Source organism: Polaromonas sp. OV174, from assembly GCF_900112285.1.
Lineage (GTDB): Bacteria > Pseudomonadota > Gammaproteobacteria > Burkholderiales > Burkholderiaceae_C > Polaromonas.
This window is the reverse complement of sequence record NZ_FOKZ01000013.1, coordinates 58,124-74,002: the sequence shown is the minus strand read 5'-3', so window position 1 is coordinate 74,002 and position 15,879 is coordinate 58,124. Positions and strand designations below refer to the sequence as shown.

Below are 15,879 nucleotides of genomic sequence, written 5' to 3'. Positions count from 1 at the left end.
ATGACCTTCTTGAAACGTAAATCAGTAGCTATTATTTTGATAGCTATCGTCGCCCTGTCAGCGGGCGCTGTGGCTATTTATTCCTCAAAATCGACGGCCCAGGCCAGCGTGCCGGCAGCCAGGCCGGCGCTGACGGTGAGCACGGCGCTGCCCCAGCCCCTGGACCTGCCCATCAAGCTCAGCGCCAATGGCAACATCAGCGCCTGGCAGGAGGCCATCATTGGCTCCGAGGCCAATGGCCTGCGCCTGCTGCAGGTGCTGGTCAACGTCGGCGATCAGGTCAAGGCCGGCCAGGTGCTGGCGGTGTTTGCCGGCGACAGCGTGCAGGCCGAGGTGGCCCAGGCCAGGGCCAGCCTGCTCGAAGCCCGGGCCAATGCCCTGGAAGCGGCCGACAATGCCGCGCGCGCCCGCACCCTGGATAGCTCTGGCGCCCTGAGCGCCCAGCAAATCAACCAGTACAACACCGCCGAGCAGACCGCCCAGGCTCGCGCCGAGGCCGCCAAGGCGGTGCTGGACGCGCAGCTGCTGCGCGGCCATCAAACCCGGGTGCTGGCACCCGACAGCGGCGTGATTTCCGCGCGCAGCGCCACCGTGGGCGCGGTGCTGCCGGCCGGCACCGAGCTGTTTCGCCTGATTCGCGGCGGGCGCCTGGAATGGCGCGCCGAAGTCACCTCGGCCGAAATGGGCCGGCTCCAGCCCGGCACCCCGGTCAGCGTGACCGCCGCCAGCGGCGCCCAACTCAAGGGCAAGGTCCGCATGGTGGCGCCCAGCGTGGACCCGCAAACCCGCACCGGTCTGGTTTATGTCGATTTGCCAGCGGCCGCCACCATGACCTCGCCGGCCAAGGCCGGCATGTTTGCCAAAGGCGAGTTTGAGCTGGGAGCCACCCCCGCGCTGACGGTGCCGCAAACCGCGCTGGTGATACGCGACGGCTTCAACTATGTGTTCCGGCTCAACGCCGACCAGCGCATCAGCCAGCTCAAGGTACAGACCGGCCGGCTCGCCGGCGACCGGGTCGAAATCAGCGCCGGCCTGGACGCCAACGCCCGGATCATCATCAACGGCGCCGGTTTCCTGAATGACGGTGATCTGGTGCGCGTCAGCGATGATTTGGCATCAAACAAGCCTCTAGCGCCCGACAGTACTGCCGCAGAAGCTATCAAATAAGGAGTAATTCACCATGAATGTCTCCACCTGGTCGATCAAGAACCCCATCCCGGCAGTGATGCTGTTCGTGCTGCTGAGCTTTGCCGGCCTGCTGTCCTTCAAGGCCATGAAGGTGCAGAACTTTCCCGACATCGACCTGCCCACCGTGACGGTGGCGGCGGCGCTGCCGGGGGCGGCGCCGGCCCAGCTGGAGACCGAGGTGGCGCGCAAGCTGGAGAACGCCATCGCCACGGTGCAGGGCCTGAAGCACCTGCACACCACCGTGCAGGACGGCGGCGTCACCGTCACCGCAGAATTCCGGCTGGAAAAGCCGGTGCAAGAAGCCGTCGACGACGTGCGCGCCGCCGTGGCCCGGGTGCGGGCCGAGCTGCCCGGCGATTTGCGCGATCCGGTGGTCAGCAAGCTGGACCTGGCCAGCCAGCCGGTGCTGGCCTTCACCATACGTTCGCCGCGCATGGACGACGAAGCGCTGTCCTGGTTCGTCGACAACGAGGTCTCGCGCAAGCTGCTGGCGGTGCGCGGCGTGGGCGCCGTGCACCGGGTGGGCGGCGTCTCGCGCGAAGTGCGCGTAGCCCTGGATCCGGAACGCCTGCAGGCGCTGGGCGCCACTGCCGCCGACATTTCGCAGCAGCTGCGCCAGGTGCAGCTGGAGAGCGCCGGCGGTCGCGCCGACCTAGGCGGCAGCGAGCAACCCATGCGCACCCTGGCCACCGTCAAGTCGGCCGAAGAATTGGGCCGGCTGGAGCTGGCCCTTAGCGACGGCAGGCGCATCCGGCTCAGCGACGTGGCCAAGGTCAGCGACACCACGGCCGAGCCACGCGCCGCCGCCTTGCTCGATGGCCAGCCGGTGGTCGGTTTTGAAGTGGCGCGCAGCCGCGGCGAAAGCGAGATCGCCGTGGGCGCCGCCGTGCAGCAGGCGCTGAGCGAGCTCAAGGTGCAGCACCCGGATATCGTCCTGACCGAGGCCTTCAACTTCGTCGCCCCGGTGCAGGGCGAATACGACGGCTCCATGCACCTGCTCTACGAAGGCGGCATTTTGGCGGTGCTGGTGGTCTGGCTGTTTCTGCGCGACTGGCGCGCCACCTTTGTCTCGGCGGTGGCGCTGCCGCTGTCGGTGATTCCGGCCTTCATAGGCATGCACTACCTGGGCTTTTCCATCAACGTCATCACCTTGCTGGCGCTGTCGCTGGTGATAGGCATTTTGGTCGATGACGCCATCGTCGAGATAGAGAACATCGTGCGCCATCTGCGCATGGGCAAGACGCCTTACGAAGCGGCGATGGAAGCGGCCGATGAAATTGGCCTGGCGGTGGTGGCCACCACCTTCACGCTGATCGCGGTGTTTTTGCCAACCGCCTTCATGAGCGGCATCGCCGGCAAGTTCTTCAAGCAGTTCGGCTGGACCGCCTCGCTGGCGGTGTTTGCCTCGCTGGTGGTGGCCCGGGTGCTGACGCCCATGATGGCGGCCTATTTGCTCAAGCCCATCGTCGGCCAGCATGTGGAGCCGCGCTGGATGAAGCTCTACCTGCGCGCGGCCAGCTGGTGCATGCAGCACCGGGTGACGACCATGATCGCCGCTACCCTCTTCTTCCTCGGCTCGGTGGCCTTGATTCCGCTGCTGCCCAGCGGCTTCATGCCGGCCGACGACAGCTCGCAGACCCAGGTTTACCTGGAGCTGCCGCCTGGCGCCACGCTGGCGCAAACCACGGTCTCGGCCGAGCAGGCGCGCCGCCTGGTCAGCCAGGTCGCGCATGTGAAAAGCATTTACACCACCATAGGCGGCGGCTCGGCCGGCGGCGACCCGTTTGCCCCGCGCGGCGCGGCGGAAACCCGCAAGGCCACGCTGACCGTGCTGCTGGACGAGCGCAGCGAACGCCCGCGCAAGCAAGGCATTGAGCAGCAGATGCGAGTGGCGCTGGAAACCTTGCCCGGCGTGCGCAGCAAGGTCGGGCTGGGCGGCTCGGGCGAAGCCTACGTGCTGGTGCTGACGGCCGAAGACCCGCAGGCGCTGCAAGCCGCCGCGCAGGCGGTGGAAATAGACCTGCGCACCATTCCCGGCCTGGGCAATATCTCCTCCAGCGCCGGTCTGGTCAGGCCGGAAATTGCCATCCGTCCGGATTTCGCGCGCGCCGCCGACCTGGGCGTGAGCAGCGCAGCCATGGGCGAAACGCTGCGCATCGCCACCGTCGGCGACTACGAGGAAGCACTGCCCAAGCTCAACCTGCCGGATCGGCAGATTCCCATCGTCGTCAGGCTGGCCGATGCGGCGCGCCAGGATCTGCGCGTGCTGGAACGCCTGGCCGTGCCCAGCGTCAAGCCGGGCCAGGGCCCGGTGATGCTGGGCCAGGTGGCGACGCTGGAGATGAGCGGCGGGCCGGCCGTCATCGACCGCTATGACCGCGCGCGCAATGTCAAGTTCGAGGTCGAACTGTCGGGGCGGGCGCTGGGCGATGTCACCGAGGCCGTCAAGCAGCTGCCGGCCATCAAAAACCTGCCGTCCGGCGTGAAAGTGGTGGAGGTCGGCGACGCCGAAATCATGGGCGAGCTGTTTGCCAGTTTTGGCCTGGCCATGCTGACCGGCGTGCTGTGCATCTACATCGTGCTGGTGCTGCTGTTCAAGGATTTCCTGCAGCCGGTGACGATTCTTGCCGCCCTGCCCCTGTCCCTGGGCGGCGCCTTTGTCGGTTTGCTGATGGCGCAAAAAAGCTTCTCCATGCCCTCGCTGATCGGCCTCATCATGCTGATGGGCATTGCCACCAAGAACTCCATCCTGCTGGTGGAATACGCCATCGTGGCGCGGCGCGAGCACAAGATGTCGCGCTGGGACGCGCTGCTGGACGCCTGCCACAAGCGCGCCAGGCCCATCATCATGACCACCCTGGCCATGGGCGCCGGCATGCTGCCGATTGCCCTGGGCCTGGGGGCGGCCGACCCGAGCTTTCGCTCGCCGATGTCGATTGCCGTGATTGGCGGACTGATCACCTCCACCGTGCTCAGCCTGCTGGTGGTGCCGGTGGTCTTTACCTACATAGACGATCTGGAGCAGTGGCTAAGGCGCACGGCCAGGCGCTGGCGTGGGCGTGCGCCTGTCGAGCTAGCCGACAAGTAGCCAGGCCGGCAGCGACCCCGCAGACCCGTTTGGCGAGCGGCTTGCTGCGCTTTCAGGGGGCCGACTGGCATATACTCGAGGGCTTATCTTTACATTTCTTCACATGCCAAAACGCGTACTGCTGTCGGGCGCAACCGGCCTGATTGGCGGCGAGTTGATGCTCATTCTGGCCGCCCGCGGCGTCTATAGCACCGCCGTGGTGCGTGCCGCCGATGCCGACCAAGCCCGTTTCCGCCTCCTCGAGCGCCTGCAAAAGAGCGCTTTGTGGAAGCCTGAATTTGCCGAGATGGTCTCTGCCGAGGCCGGCGACGTGGTCGAGCCTGATTTCGGCCTGAGCGACCAAGTGCTGCGGTCTGCCGACGTGATACTGCACTCCGCCGCCAGCACCTCCTTCAAGCCCGGCGCCGGCGTTTACCCCATCAACATCAAGGCAGCCGAGAATTTCGCGGGCATCCTGAAGAAGCTCACACCCTCGCAGCGCGGCTTTTTCGTCGGCACGGCGGCGGTCACCACCGAGCCGCGTGGCGTGATCACCGAAGACATGCCCTTTGCCGGCTATGCCAACGACTACATCCGCTCCAAGCGCGACGCCGAAACCATGTTGCGGGCGGCCGGCAGCCCGTTTGTCAGCCTGCGCCCCGGCATCGTGCTGGCCAGAGGCATTGACGACGCCAAGCTGTCGCGCAACATGCTGTGGGCGATTCCGGTGATGGCCGAACTTGGCGATGTACCGCTGGATCCCCTGGCCAAGCTTGACTTTGCGCCTGTGGATTTCATTGCCGGCGCGTTTGCCGAAATGCTGCTCAAGACCGAGCTCAAGCACGACTGCTACCACGTCTCGACCGGCGAGGACTCCATGAGTTTCCAGGCCCTGGCCGAGCAACTGAAAGACAGCATGCCCGGCATAGGCAAGATGGTGATGCGCGGGCGCGACTATGAGCCCACGCCCCAGTTTGCCCGCCAGCGCTGGATGTACCAGGCGCTGCAGCCCTATCTGCCCTTTCTGACCGCCGATGCGGTTTTCAGCAACGCCCGTCTGCGCGCCGAAATCGGCACGGCAGCCGTCGCGCCTTCACCGGCCAGCTATTTGGGCGAGCTGCTGGGCGGTTTCAGCCTGTCGGATGCGGTCCGGCAGATGTACACACCCTGAGTTGAATAAGTAATGCCCCCAGTCATGCGCCTGGGGCGATGGCGGACAATAGCGTTTTGCATACACATTTACGGTTTAGGTAATGAACTCTGATTTGATCAATCTTTTTGCCGAGACCTTTGGCATCAGCGAAGACAAACTGCTGCCCGAGGCGACCTTGGAAAGCCTGGGGCTCGATTCCCTGGCGGTCATCGAGTTCCTGTTCCAGATCGAAGACAAGTTCGGCATACAGATTCCCGACCAGGCCAATCCGCCCCGTACTCTCGGCGAGATGGTGCAACTGATAGAGCCGCTGCTGCCAGCCGCCGGCAAGCCCGCCCCCTAAACCCCTAGCGCCTTCATCAAGACAGAGCCATGCGTCGCGTTGCCATCACCGGTCTTGGCGTGGTTTCCGCCGTTGGCTGCACCAGCCCGGCCTTCTTTGAAGCACTGCTGGCGGCGCGGTCCGGCATTCGGGCCATAGACATCCCCTTTCCCACCGGCAGCGAAAGCGTGCTGGCGGGTGCCATCGCTTTCGATCCCGATCAGCACTTTGCGCGCGCCCGGCTCTTGACCATGGACCGGGTCAGCCAGTTTGCGCTGGTCGCCGCCCGTGAGGCCATGGCCCAGGCCGGACTCGCCAGCCCCGCTGACGGCACGCTGGCCGGCGAACGCTTTGGCGTGTCCATAGGCACGGGCAGCGGCGGCGCCGGCTCCACCGACCTGGCCTACACCGCCTTGCTGGAGCAAAAGGTCGCGCGCCTGCGCCCCATGACGGTGGTGCTGTCCATGAACAACGCCATTGCCGCCCATGTGTCCATGGAGTTCGGCCTCAAGGGCCCCAGCAGCACCATCTCCAATGCCTGCGCCTCTTCGGCCACCGCCATCGGCGAGGCCTTTCGCCAGATCCGGCACGGCTATGCCGATGCCATGCTGGCGGGCGGCGCGGAAGCGCTGCTGAACCGGGGCACCATCAAGGCCTGGCAGGCCATGCATACCCTGGCCAAACCGCATGCCGATGGCGATCAGGCCTCGTGCCGGCCGTTTTCGGTCGACCGCAGCGGCCTGGTGCTGGCCGAAGGCGCGGCCATGCTGGTGCTGGAAGAGTGGGACAGCGCCAAAAAACGTGGCGCCAACATCCTGGCCGAGTTGGTCGGCTATGCCGCGACCACGGACGCCCATCACCTGACCCAGCCCGAGCCCCAGCAACAGGCGCGGGCCATGGCGCTGGCGCTGGCCGATGCCAGGCTCAATACCACCGACATCGGCTACCTCAATGCCCACGGCACGGCCACCGAGGTCGGCGATGTGGTGGAAACCAATGCCATCAAGCTGGCTTTTGCGGATCACGCGCAGCACTTGCCGGTCAGCTCTAGCAAGGGCGTGCATGGCCATGCCATGGGCGCGGCCGGTGCCATGGAGTTCATTGCCAGCGTCATGGCCCTGCGCTCCGGGCAGTTGCCGCCCACCGCCTTCCTGGAACACCCGGATGCGCGCTGCGACCTCGACTACATCCCCAGGGTGGCGCGCGACGGCGCCGGCTTGCGCGCGGTGATGTCCAATTCCTTTGCCTTCGGCGGCTCCAACGCCGTGCTGATCGCCCAGGCAGCCTGAGCATCCCGCGGTGCAGACCCCAGGCTGGGGTTCAGGGGCTTGAGCGGATTTTCTTCACCAGCGCGGTGGTGGAATAGCCATCGACAAAGGGAATCGCCAGGGCCTGGCCGCCATAGGCTTTCACCACGGCGGTCTCGGCCAGTTTTTCCATGTCGTAGTCGCCGCCCTTGACCAGAATGTCTGGCCTGAGTTCGGCAATCAGTTGCAGCGGCGTGTCTTCGTCAAACCAGGTGACCAGGCTGACGGACTCCATCGCCGCCATCATGACGGCGCGGTCGTCTTGATTGTTGAGCGGCCTGTCAGGCCCTTTGCCCAGCCGGCGGGCCGATGCATCGGTGTTGAGCGCCAGCACCAGGCTGGCGCCCAGCTCGCGCGCCTGCGCCAGGTAGGTGGCATGGCCACGGTGCAGCACGTCAAACACACCGTTGGTAAATACCACCGGCGCCGGCAGCGCCGCGACCCGTGCCCCGGCCTCTTCACGCGAGACGATTTTGTCGAGGAAGGCCGGCCGGCTCACGCGGGTTTCACCTGCGGCTCGGGCAGGGCGGTGCTCGCCACTTCCTTGCCGATTTCCTTGCGATAGCGGTTGAGCTCCTGCACGCTGTTGAAGCGCTGGTTCAGCAGCAGGCCCAGGTTGTGCAGGATGCGCTCGACCACCTTGGTTTCCCAAACGGCGTCAAACCTGATCTGCGTGTCCAGCCAGTGCTCCAGCCACTCGGGATTGGGCAGGCGGCTCTGTATGGTGTCGCGCGGAAACAGGTTTTTGTTGACGTGCAGATTGGTCGGATGCAGGGCCTGCGCCGTGCGCCGCGCGCTGGCCATCAAGACCCCGACCTTGGCAAAAGCGGTCTTGGCCTCATTGCCAAACTTGTTGATGGCGCGCTTCATGTAGCGCAGATAAGCGCCGCCGTGGCGCGCCTCGTCCTGGCTGAGCTGGGTGTAAATCTGCTTGATGACAGGCTCGGTATGCCATTCGCTGGCGCGGCGGTACCAGTGGTTCAGGCGAATCTCGCCGCAAAAATGCAGCATCAGGGTTTCCAGCGCCGGTGCCGGTTCGAACTCGAAGCGCACCTCATGCAGCTCTTCTTCCGTGGGCACCAGCTCGGGCCGAAAGCGCCTGAGGTATTCCATCAGCACCAGAGAGTGCTTTTGCTCTTCAAAAAACCAGATCGACATGAAAGCGGAAAAATCGCTGTCATCCTTGTTGTCACGCAAAAACATCTCCGTTGCCGGCAAGGCGGCCCACTCGGTGATGGCATTCATCTTGATGGTCTGGGCCTGCTCGTCGCTCAGCTTGGAGGCATCAAAACTGGCCCAGGGAATATCCTTGTCCATGTCCCAGCGGACGGATTCAAGTTGTTTAAACAGTTCGGGGTAAAGCATATGGGTTCCTTCTCAAGCGGATCGCCGGGACATCGGCCTCGGATGTGCTGCTGATCCATCCTGAGTACGCCTGCGATTTTAGGCGGTGAATGTGACAAGGGCCGCTCGCAAGGACTTTGCTCAAAACCATCTCCCGGACTCAGGCTTGGCGCAGGGCCACACTATTGAGACAAGGCGGTCAAAATGAACGCTGTCCATCACTTTCACGCGAGTCAGTCATGACCCTTTTCACTTTCAAACCCTGGCGTCTGTCCGCGTTATTGGCCTGCCTGGCCTGCCTGGCCAGCCTGGCCAGCCTGGCATTAGGTAGCAGCGGCGCCTGGTCGGCCACGCCCGACACGCCGGCCACACCGGTGGGCTGCTCCGCCCTGTTGCAGCAAAACCTGCTGCGCCTGCAAGACGAAAAACCGCAGTCGCTGTGCCAGTACAGCGGCAAGGTCGTGGTGGTGGTCAATACCGCCAGCTTTTGCGGCTTCACGCCGCAGTACCAGGGCCTGGAGGCGCTCTATGCCAAGTACAAGGAGCGCGGCCTGGTGGTGCTGGGTTTTCCTTCCAACGATTTTTCGCAGGAAACCGGCAGCAACAAGGAAATTGCCGATTTTTGTGAAAACACCTTTGGCGTGAAATTTCCGATGTTCACCAAGACCCGCGTCACCGGCCCCGAAGCCAGCCCGCTGTTCAAGCAGCTGGCCGACAAAACCGGCACCATGCCGCGCTGGAACTTTTACAAATATGTGATCGCCCGCGATGGCGCCAGCGTCGTCAGCTTCAACTCCCTGACCGACCCGACCAGTCACAAATTCATCAACGAGATTGAAAAGCAGCTGGCCCGCCCCTAGGCTAATTAACAAAAATTTACCGGGTGCGCCAGACGGCGCCGGGGAACCAAGCAGGCTCTTTGGCGTTCTTACCCAGACAGGCGCGGTTTGTTCACATACCCACAATCTGCACAAGCAAAAACAGTTTCAATGCTGCGAGGCCTTTCGGGTCCTTGAGGCCCGAATGCAATCCCCGGGGTGCTCCTCCTCCCTCCCTCCTTCGCGCCGGGACGCTTCGCAGCATTTTTATCTTGCAGGTAAACGCCACTGCGGCCAACAACGCTGGCCGGCCAGGTTGCCTGGTCACTATTGTTTTAATAGCCTGTAGCGCCCGTGCCTATTGGGCTTAAGGCCGATTTTCTTCAAAAAAATCAGTTGGAACTGGTTTCCACGAAGCTGGGCCGCAGCGCCAGCTTTTCCTGCAGCTTGGCCAGGTTGGGATAGCTGTCGCGCCAAGTGATCTCGGGGAAGCGAAAGCTCAGGTAATCCAGCGCGCAACCCACCGCCACATCCGACAGGCTGAAGTGAACGCCGCTGCAAAATGCCTTCTCGCCCAGACCGCTGCTCATGGCTTTGAGTACGGCCTTGATCTTCCCGGTTTGCCGTTCTATCCAGGCATCACAGCGCTGCGCCTCGCTGCGGCCGGCCCAGGTGGCCTCCAGCCGCGCCAGCAGAGCCGCATCGCACAGGCCGTCGGCCAGCGCTTCCCAGGTCTTGACTTCGGCGCGCTCCCGACCTTGCGCCGGGATCAGCTTGCCGACCGGTGACAGGGTGTCCAGGTATTCGACGATCACGCGGGAATCGAATACGGCTTCGCCGCCTTCCATCACCAGGCAGGGCACCTGGCCCAGCGGGTTGGCGACGGAAATGGTGGTGTTGGCCGCCCAGACGTCTTCCAGCAGCAACTGGTAGTCCAGCTTTTTCTCAGCCATCACAACGCGCACTTTGCGTACATAGGGGCTGGTAGCGGATCCGATGAGTTTCATGGTGATGCGAGGGTCAAGGTCGTGATCAGGAAGCAGGCTATTCTATCGACTTGGCTTGGCCGGCCATCGGCCTACAATTGAGCCATGAGCCTCTCCACCATCAATGCCCTGTCGCCGCTAGACGGCCGCTACGCCGGCAAACTCCAGTCTTTGCGTCCCATCATGTCCGAACAGGGCTATATGCACCGACGCGTCCAGGTCGAGATCGCCTGGTTTATTGCCCTCTCGGATGCCAAGTTCGCTGAGTTCAAGCCCCTCAGCCCGGGCGCCCGCACCTATCTGCTGGGCCTGGTGAAAAATTTCTCGCAAGCCGATGCGATCGCCATCAAAGAAATTGAAAAAACCACCAACCACGACGTGAAAGCCGTGGAGTATTGGATCAAGTCCAAATTCGAAGCCCGGCCTGAACTGCAGGCGGCCGGCGAATTCGTGCACTTTGCCTGTACCAGCGAAGACATCAATAACACCAGCCATGCGCTGCAGCTCAAAAGCGGCCGCGAGCAGGTCCTGCTGCCGGCGCTCGACAAGGTCATAGACAAGCTGCGCCAGATGGCGCACGAGCATGCCAACGAGCCCATGCTCAGCCGCACCCACGGCCAGACCGCCAGCCCGACCACCGTCGGCAAGGAAATCGCCAACGTGGTGGTGCGCCTGAGCCTGGCGCGCGAGAAAATCGCCGGCGTCAAGCTGATGGCCAAAATGAATGGCGCCGTCGGCAACTACAACGCTCACCTGTCGGCCTGGCCCGACTTCGACTGGGAAGCCTTCAGCCGTCACGTGATTGAAACGCCGGAGCCGCTGGGCCTGGGCCTGACGTTCCAGCCTTACAGCATCCAGATCGAGCCGCACGACTACATGGCCGAACTCTTTGATGCCGTGACTCGCACCAACACCATACTGATAGACCTGGCGCGCGATATCTGGGGCTATGTCAGCGTGGGTTACTTCAAGCAGCGCCTCAAAGAAGGCGAAATCGGCTCCTCGACCATGCCGCACAAGGTCAACCCGATTGACTTTGAAAACGCCGAGGGCAACCTAGGCCTGGCCAATGCGCTGCTCAAGCACATGAGCGAAAAGCTGCCCATTAGCCGATGGCAGCGCGACCTGACCGACTCGACCGTGCTGCGCAATATGGGCGTGGCCCTGGGTTACGCCGTGCTGGCCTACAACTCGCTAAACACCGGCCTGAACAAGCTCGAACTCAACCGCGAAGCCCTGGCCGAGGATCTGGACAATGCCTGGGAAGTGCTGGCCGAACCGATTCAGACCGTGATGCGCCGCTACGGCGTGCAGGGCGCCTACGAAAAGCTCAAGGAAGTGACGCGCGGCAAGACCGTCAAGGCCCAAGACCTGCACGGCCTGATCCGCTCGCTGGAAATCCCCGAGGCCGAAAAAGTGCGCCTGCTGGCGCTCACGCCGGCCAGCTATGTCGGCATGGCGGCCGAGTTGGCCAAGCGGGTCTGACAAGCCCACCCCCGTCCAGGCTCACTTCGTGTAGCCTGTTCCCCCTCGAGGGGGCGGGGCCTGCGGTCTGGCAAAGCCAGCCCCGCGGCCCCCATTGGTGAATAACTCCCTTGGGTTAGCCTACTGAACTATTCAAGCCAGTATGAGCCGCGGAGCCGGCTTTGCCGGGCCGCAAGGCGGGCAGCCCCCTCGGGGGGGGTAGAGAGCACACGAAGTGAGCGAACGTGGGGGCTAGTCAAGCCGGCATGGCCGCGCCGCAGTGCCAGCACTGCTCGAAACCACCTTCAACCGTTTCCCCGCAGCCGCACAGCCAGCGCCGCTGCGGCATGTTTTGCAGGGCGTGCAGCAAGACCCGGGCGGCGGGCGCCTCCTCGTCCAGCGTCAACCAGACCTCGGGCAGGCACTGGTCGGGCGGCAATTCGCCGGCGATGCCGCTCAGGAAATAGCGTTGCACGCTGGCCGAAAAACCGGCTTGCTGCAAGGCATCGGCCCACAGCGCGGCAATCGCAATATTGGGAGCGCGAGTCAGTCTGAGCATGTGTGGGCTGCGCCTGGTTAACTATTAAATTGATAGCTTCTTGCGCTCATGCCTATTGGGCTAGAGGCCTGTTTCGCTTATACCTCAGGCTTGATCAGGCGCCTGACCCTCCAGCGCCCTGTCGGCATAGCGGCCAAAGCGCCAGGCCGTCGCCTCCAGCGTGATGCGCCGCCAGGTGCTGCGTTTCTCGAAGGGCGTCATCTCCAGCCAGTGCTGCACCTCGGCAAAGGTGCGGCCGCAGCCCTTGCAGAGCTCATCGCCCTGGCTGGTCGAGCAGATGGCGATGCAGGGCGTGTCGGCCGTGGTGTCGTACCAGGCGATCCAGGCCGCCAGCGCCTTGGCCGGAAAGGTTTTGACGTCGGCCAGCTCTTCATGCTGAACCACCATGAGTGCGTAAACCTCGGCCAGCGCGCGCAACTCGGGCGCCAGCGTCAGGCCGTCGGCTGAAGGTTTTTTGCCGCGCCAGTAATTGATGGCGGCTTCGATGTCGGTGATGTGGATGCCGGGCATGGGGAAAAGTAGTCGACAGTGAGGGGCGGCCAGCGCCTTGCGCGAACCGGCGTAGCCGGGCTGCCTATTATCGACGCTAGTGGCCAAGGGCGCGCCCGGCCCCGGCTTAGGGCCCACTCGGCCTGGCGGAAAAGCCCTGCATTTGCCAGGGGAACGGTTTTGTTGTCCAATATCGCACCGAAGGGGAGTAACTCCCTGAATTTGCTGCAGCGCTTTTTCAAGTGGCCGCCGCAAGATCGCTTCAACAAGTCGTCAATACGAGGCTCACGCTTCCGGCTTGTTGGGCATGCAGCCACACTGCATGTCGAGCCAGACCTTCGATTGAAACCTGTTCGGGTTTGATCGAGGCGTTCGCGGCATGAATATCCATATCCAAGCCCCAGTCCCGCCTGGCATCGGCCCGACAGGTTTCACCTATCCGGGAATTCGGTTTTTCGAATTTCCACCTTGAAACTTGATATTGGGAAGTGTGTTCCATGGAATTGTTTTCAACCCCCTGGTGGTCCGCCCTGCTGGCGATCATTTTGATTGACCTGGTGCTCGCCGGCGACAACGCCATCGTGATTGCGCTGGCCGCGCGCAACCTGCCGCCGCATCTGCAGAAAAAAGCCATCGTCTGGGGCGCCGCCGGCGCCATTGTGGTCCGCTCGGTCATGACGGTGGGCGTGGTGTGGCTGCTGAAAATACCCGGCCTGATGCTGGTCGGCGGCCTGGGCCTGCTGTGGGTGGCCTATCAGCTGCTGGCCGATCAGGGCGACAAGGAGCACGCGGGACCGGCCGCCAGTACCTTCTGGGGCGCCATGAAAACCATCGTGATTGCCGACGCACTGATGGGCATTGACAACGTGCTGGGCGTGGCCGGTGCCGCGCACGGCGCGTTTGACCTGGTCATCATCGGCCTGCTGGTGAGCGTGCCGATCGTGGTGTTTGGCAGCACCATGGTGCTCAAGCTGGTGGAGCGCTTCCCCGTCATCATCAAGCTCGGAGCCGCCGTGCTGGCCTTTACCGCCGCCAACATGATTGTGGGTGAGCGTTGGCTCGACCCGATTTATGGCGGCCCTGACAGCCTGCCTTCGGCTCAGACCCTGCACAGCGCCGCCGCCTGGGCCACTTACGCTCTGGCGATTGCCGGCGTGCTGGCAGCGGGCTGGTGGGCCAACCGCCGCAGCAAGGCCGCAGCCAGCGCCACGGCGCAGCAGAGCTGATGCCTGGGGCGGGGGCCTGCTGAGACCCCTGCCTGACTCTGCATGAGGCCAGCCGCAGCCCCCTTTGCCGGTCGGTCTGCGGTGGTATTCTTCGGCCATGAAACTCATCATCAACTGGCTGTTAAGCGCCGCCGCCTTGCTGGCGGTGGCTTATCTTTATTCGGGCGTGGTGGTGAGCAGCTTCACGGCGGCGCTGATTGCGGCGGCCGTGCTGGGCGCACTGAACATGGTGGTGCGCCCGATTCTGGTCTTGCTGACCCTGCCCGTGACAGTGGTCACGCTAGGCCTTTTCCTGTTCATCATCAATGCCTTGATGTTCTGGGCGGCGGCCAGCCTGGTCAGCGGCCTGAGCGTGCGCGGTTTTTCCGCGGCGCTGATAGGCTCGCTGATTTACTCCGTGCTGCAGCTAGCGATCGACTTTGTCCTGCAGCGCCTGTTCCTTGATCAGTAGATCCATCTGACGGGCTCGCGTGTCGATGATGGAACCCTCCACATAATCGGCGCTGCCCGGATTGCTGCGCATCAGCGCCTGCGCCGCCTTGAAGCGGTCCAGCGCCGCCGGGTAGTCTAGCTGCGCGGCTCGACTTTCCGCATCGGCGCGAATCGCCCGCACACTCTGGTTTTGCTTGCCATAGGCCACGGCCAGCAGCTGCCAGGCCAGCGCATCCCTGGGATGGCTGGCGACCCAGCTCTGCAGCCGGCTTGACACCTCGGGCGCCCGCTGCGCCGCCATCAGCGACCTGGCCTGAGTCAGCACCTCGGCCCGCGTGCTGGCCTTGGCCAGATCCAACGATGCCGCTGAGGGCGGCACCACCCCGGCCTGCAAATCGATCTCTACGGCCAGCAATTCCAAGGTCTGGCTGGCGCGCTGCCCCTCGGCCGTGAGCGGCTTGAGCGGCGCCAGAAAACTGCGTGCGGCAGCAAAGTCGCGCAGTTGCGCCGACGCCAGGGCGCCGGCATACAAGGCCCCGGCATCGCGGATATTGGCCGCCGAAGCCGGCGCCTGGAGCGGCGACGGTGTAGCGGCCCGCTGGCGCGCTTCACTCACCATGGCGCGCAAGCCATCCACCCCGGGCGCGGCCAGGACGCGGGCCCGCGCGGCCATCATGGCATGCAGCAGCTGCGCCTTGCCGCGCTCGGCCTGGCTGTCGCCAGACAGCTTGGTGGCCGGCGCCAGTTGCGCCCTGGCCTGCGCTTCGGCAATCCGCTCGGTGGTCAGCGGGTGCGAGCGCAGGTAGGGAAAGGAGCCGTTGTCATTGAGCCGCGCCGCCTGCTGCAGTTTTTCAAACATATTGGCCACGCCGCTGCTGGCATAGCCGGCATCGCCCATGACGCCAAAACCGACACGATCGGCCTCGCGCTCCATGTCGCGCGAGAAATTGAGCTGGCCCTGCGCCGCCAGCGCCTGCCCACCGACGATGGCCGCACCGGCGGCGTTAGGGCTTTTGCTGGCCGCCAGCGCCCCCAGAATCATGGCGGCAATCATCCACGGCGCCTGCCGGCTTTGCTGCGTCATCAGCCGCGAGATATGCCGCTGCGTGACATGGCTCAACTCGTGCGCCAGCACGGCCGCCATCTCGTCGGCACTGCTCACCGCGCCAATCAGGCCCAGATGCACGCCAAAATAGCCGCCGGGCAGGGCAAAGGCATTGATGCTGCGATCGCGGACCAGGAAAACCTCCCAGGCAAAGCGCTCCTCCAGCTCGGCATTCAACTCGCCGCGCGCACGCGCGGCAGCCATCAGCGGCTGCCAGATGCTTTGCAGGTAGTCGCCCAGCACCGGGTCATCCATATAGTCCGGGTCGCGGTAAATGCTGACGGCAATGCGGTCGCCAATGCGGCGCTCGGCCGCCGCCGACAACTCGGAGTTGTCGCCCAGCGACGGCAGGGTAGCCGAGCTGGAGCCAGCCCCGGCGCCCGGCACTTGCGCCAGCGAGAGCTGGGCCGATGCCATGG

The 15,879-nt window shown here is 64.1% G+C and carries 16 protein-coding genes; 9 read left to right on the top strand and 7 right to left on the bottom strand.

Annotated features, from left to right (window positions below):
• From BM160_RS13000 to BM160_RS12980, 5 genes are all read left to right on the top strand, one after another.
• The gene (locus tag BM160_RS13000) at positions 1-1,167 is read left to right on the top strand and encodes an efflux RND transporter periplasmic adaptor subunit (protein ID WP_092006011.1); all 1,167 of its coding nucleotides are present in this window, start codon (positions 1-3) and stop codon (positions 1,165-1,167) included.
• A gap of 13 nt (positions 1,168-1,180) precedes the next feature.
• Complete coding sequence (locus BM160_RS12995; protein ID WP_092006008.1) at positions 1,181-4,276, top strand: efflux RND transporter permease subunit; 3,096 nt, start codon at positions 1,181-1,183, stop codon at positions 4,274-4,276.
• A gap of 103 nt (positions 4,277-4,379) precedes the next feature.
• Positions 4,380-5,426: an SDR family oxidoreductase gene (locus BM160_RS12990; protein WP_092006005.1), complete on the top strand. Its 1,047-nt coding sequence runs from the start codon at positions 4,380-4,382 to the stop codon at positions 5,424-5,426.
• 82 nt (positions 5,427-5,508) lie between these two features.
• A complete protein-coding gene (locus BM160_RS12985) occupies positions 5,509-5,751 on the top strand; it encodes an acyl carrier protein (protein WP_092006002.1) in 243 nt (80 codons plus the stop codon).
• 29 nt (positions 5,752-5,780) lie between these two features.
• Positions 5,781-7,019, top strand: a complete 1,239-nt coding sequence (locus tag BM160_RS12980; RefSeq protein ID WP_092005999.1) for a beta-ketoacyl-[acyl-carrier-protein] synthase family protein — start codon at positions 5,781-5,783, stop codon at positions 7,017-7,019.
• Between the two features lie 31 nt (positions 7,020-7,050).
• Here the strand turns inward: BM160_RS12980 and rfaE2 are convergent, their stop codons facing one another.
• A complete protein-coding gene (rfaE2, locus tag BM160_RS12975) occupies positions 7,051-7,536 on the bottom strand; it encodes a D-glycero-beta-D-manno-heptose 1-phosphate adenylyltransferase (protein WP_092005996.1) in 486 nt (161 codons plus the stop codon).
• Positions 7,533-8,402: a ferritin family protein gene (locus BM160_RS12970; RefSeq protein WP_092005993.1), complete on the bottom strand. Its 870-nt coding sequence runs from the start codon at positions 8,400-8,402 to the stop codon at positions 7,533-7,535. The genes rfaE2 and BM160_RS12970 overlap by 4 nt, the downstream gene beginning before the upstream one ends.
• 218 nt (positions 8,403-8,620) lie before the next feature.
• On the opposite strand from BM160_RS12970, the gene BM160_RS12965 reads away from it, so the two are divergent.
• Complete coding sequence (locus tag BM160_RS12965; RefSeq protein WP_092005991.1) at positions 8,621-9,241, top strand: glutathione peroxidase; 621 nt, start codon at positions 8,621-8,623, stop codon at positions 9,239-9,241.
• A 350-nt stretch (positions 9,242-9,591) separates the two neighbouring features.
• On the opposite strand, the gene BM160_RS12960 is transcribed toward BM160_RS12965, so the two are convergent.
• Complete coding sequence (locus BM160_RS12960; protein WP_092005988.1) at positions 9,592-10,206, bottom strand: glutathione S-transferase family protein; 615 nt, start codon at positions 10,204-10,206, stop codon at positions 9,592-9,594.
• A gap of 84 nt (positions 10,207-10,290) precedes the next feature.
• Between BM160_RS12960 and purB the strand changes: the two genes are divergently transcribed.
• Entirely contained in the window at positions 10,291-11,670 is a 1,380-nt protein-coding gene (gene purB, locus BM160_RS12955; RefSeq protein WP_092005985.1) for an adenylosuccinate lyase, read from the top strand.
• 235 nt (positions 11,671-11,905) lie between these two features.
• Here purB and BM160_RS12950 read toward each other — a convergent pair whose 3' ends face one another.
• From BM160_RS12950 to BM160_RS22285, 3 genes are all read right to left on the bottom strand, one after another.
• Complete coding sequence (locus BM160_RS12950) at positions 11,906-12,208, bottom strand: hypothetical protein (protein ID WP_092005982.1); 303 nt, start codon at positions 12,206-12,208, stop codon at positions 11,906-11,908.
• A gap of 84 nt (positions 12,209-12,292) precedes the next feature.
• A complete protein-coding gene (locus tag BM160_RS12945) occupies positions 12,293-12,718 on the bottom strand; it encodes a DUF3717 domain-containing protein (protein ID WP_092005979.1) in 426 nt (141 codons plus the stop codon).
• A gap of 241 nt (positions 12,719-12,959) precedes the next feature.
• Positions 12,960-13,196, bottom strand: a complete 237-nt coding sequence (locus BM160_RS22285; protein WP_143093255.1) for a hypothetical protein — start codon at positions 13,194-13,196, stop codon at positions 12,960-12,962.
• Here BM160_RS22285 and BM160_RS12940 point away from each other — a divergent pair.
• Both BM160_RS12940 and BM160_RS12935 read left to right on the top strand, forming a co-directional pair.
• A complete protein-coding gene (locus BM160_RS12940; protein WP_092005976.1) occupies positions 13,195-13,923 on the top strand; it encodes a TerC family protein in 729 nt (242 codons plus the stop codon). The genes BM160_RS22285 and BM160_RS12940 overlap by 2 nt on opposite strands.
• A gap of 97 nt (positions 13,924-14,020) precedes the next feature.
• Positions 14,021-14,374 (top strand): phage holin family protein, encoded by a 354-nt coding sequence (locus BM160_RS12935; protein ID WP_092005973.1) that lies wholly within the window; start codon positions 14,021-14,023, stop codon positions 14,372-14,374.
• Here BM160_RS12935 and BM160_RS12930 read toward each other — a convergent pair.
• Positions 14,330-15,877 carry a M48 family metalloprotease gene (locus tag BM160_RS12930; protein WP_177219019.1) on the bottom strand — a complete coding sequence of 516 codons (1,548 nt, stop codon included), beginning with the start codon at positions 15,875-15,877 and terminating at the stop codon, positions 14,330-14,332. The genes BM160_RS12935 and BM160_RS12930 overlap by 45 nt on opposite strands.
• Positions 15,878-15,879 lie beyond the last annotated feature (2 nt).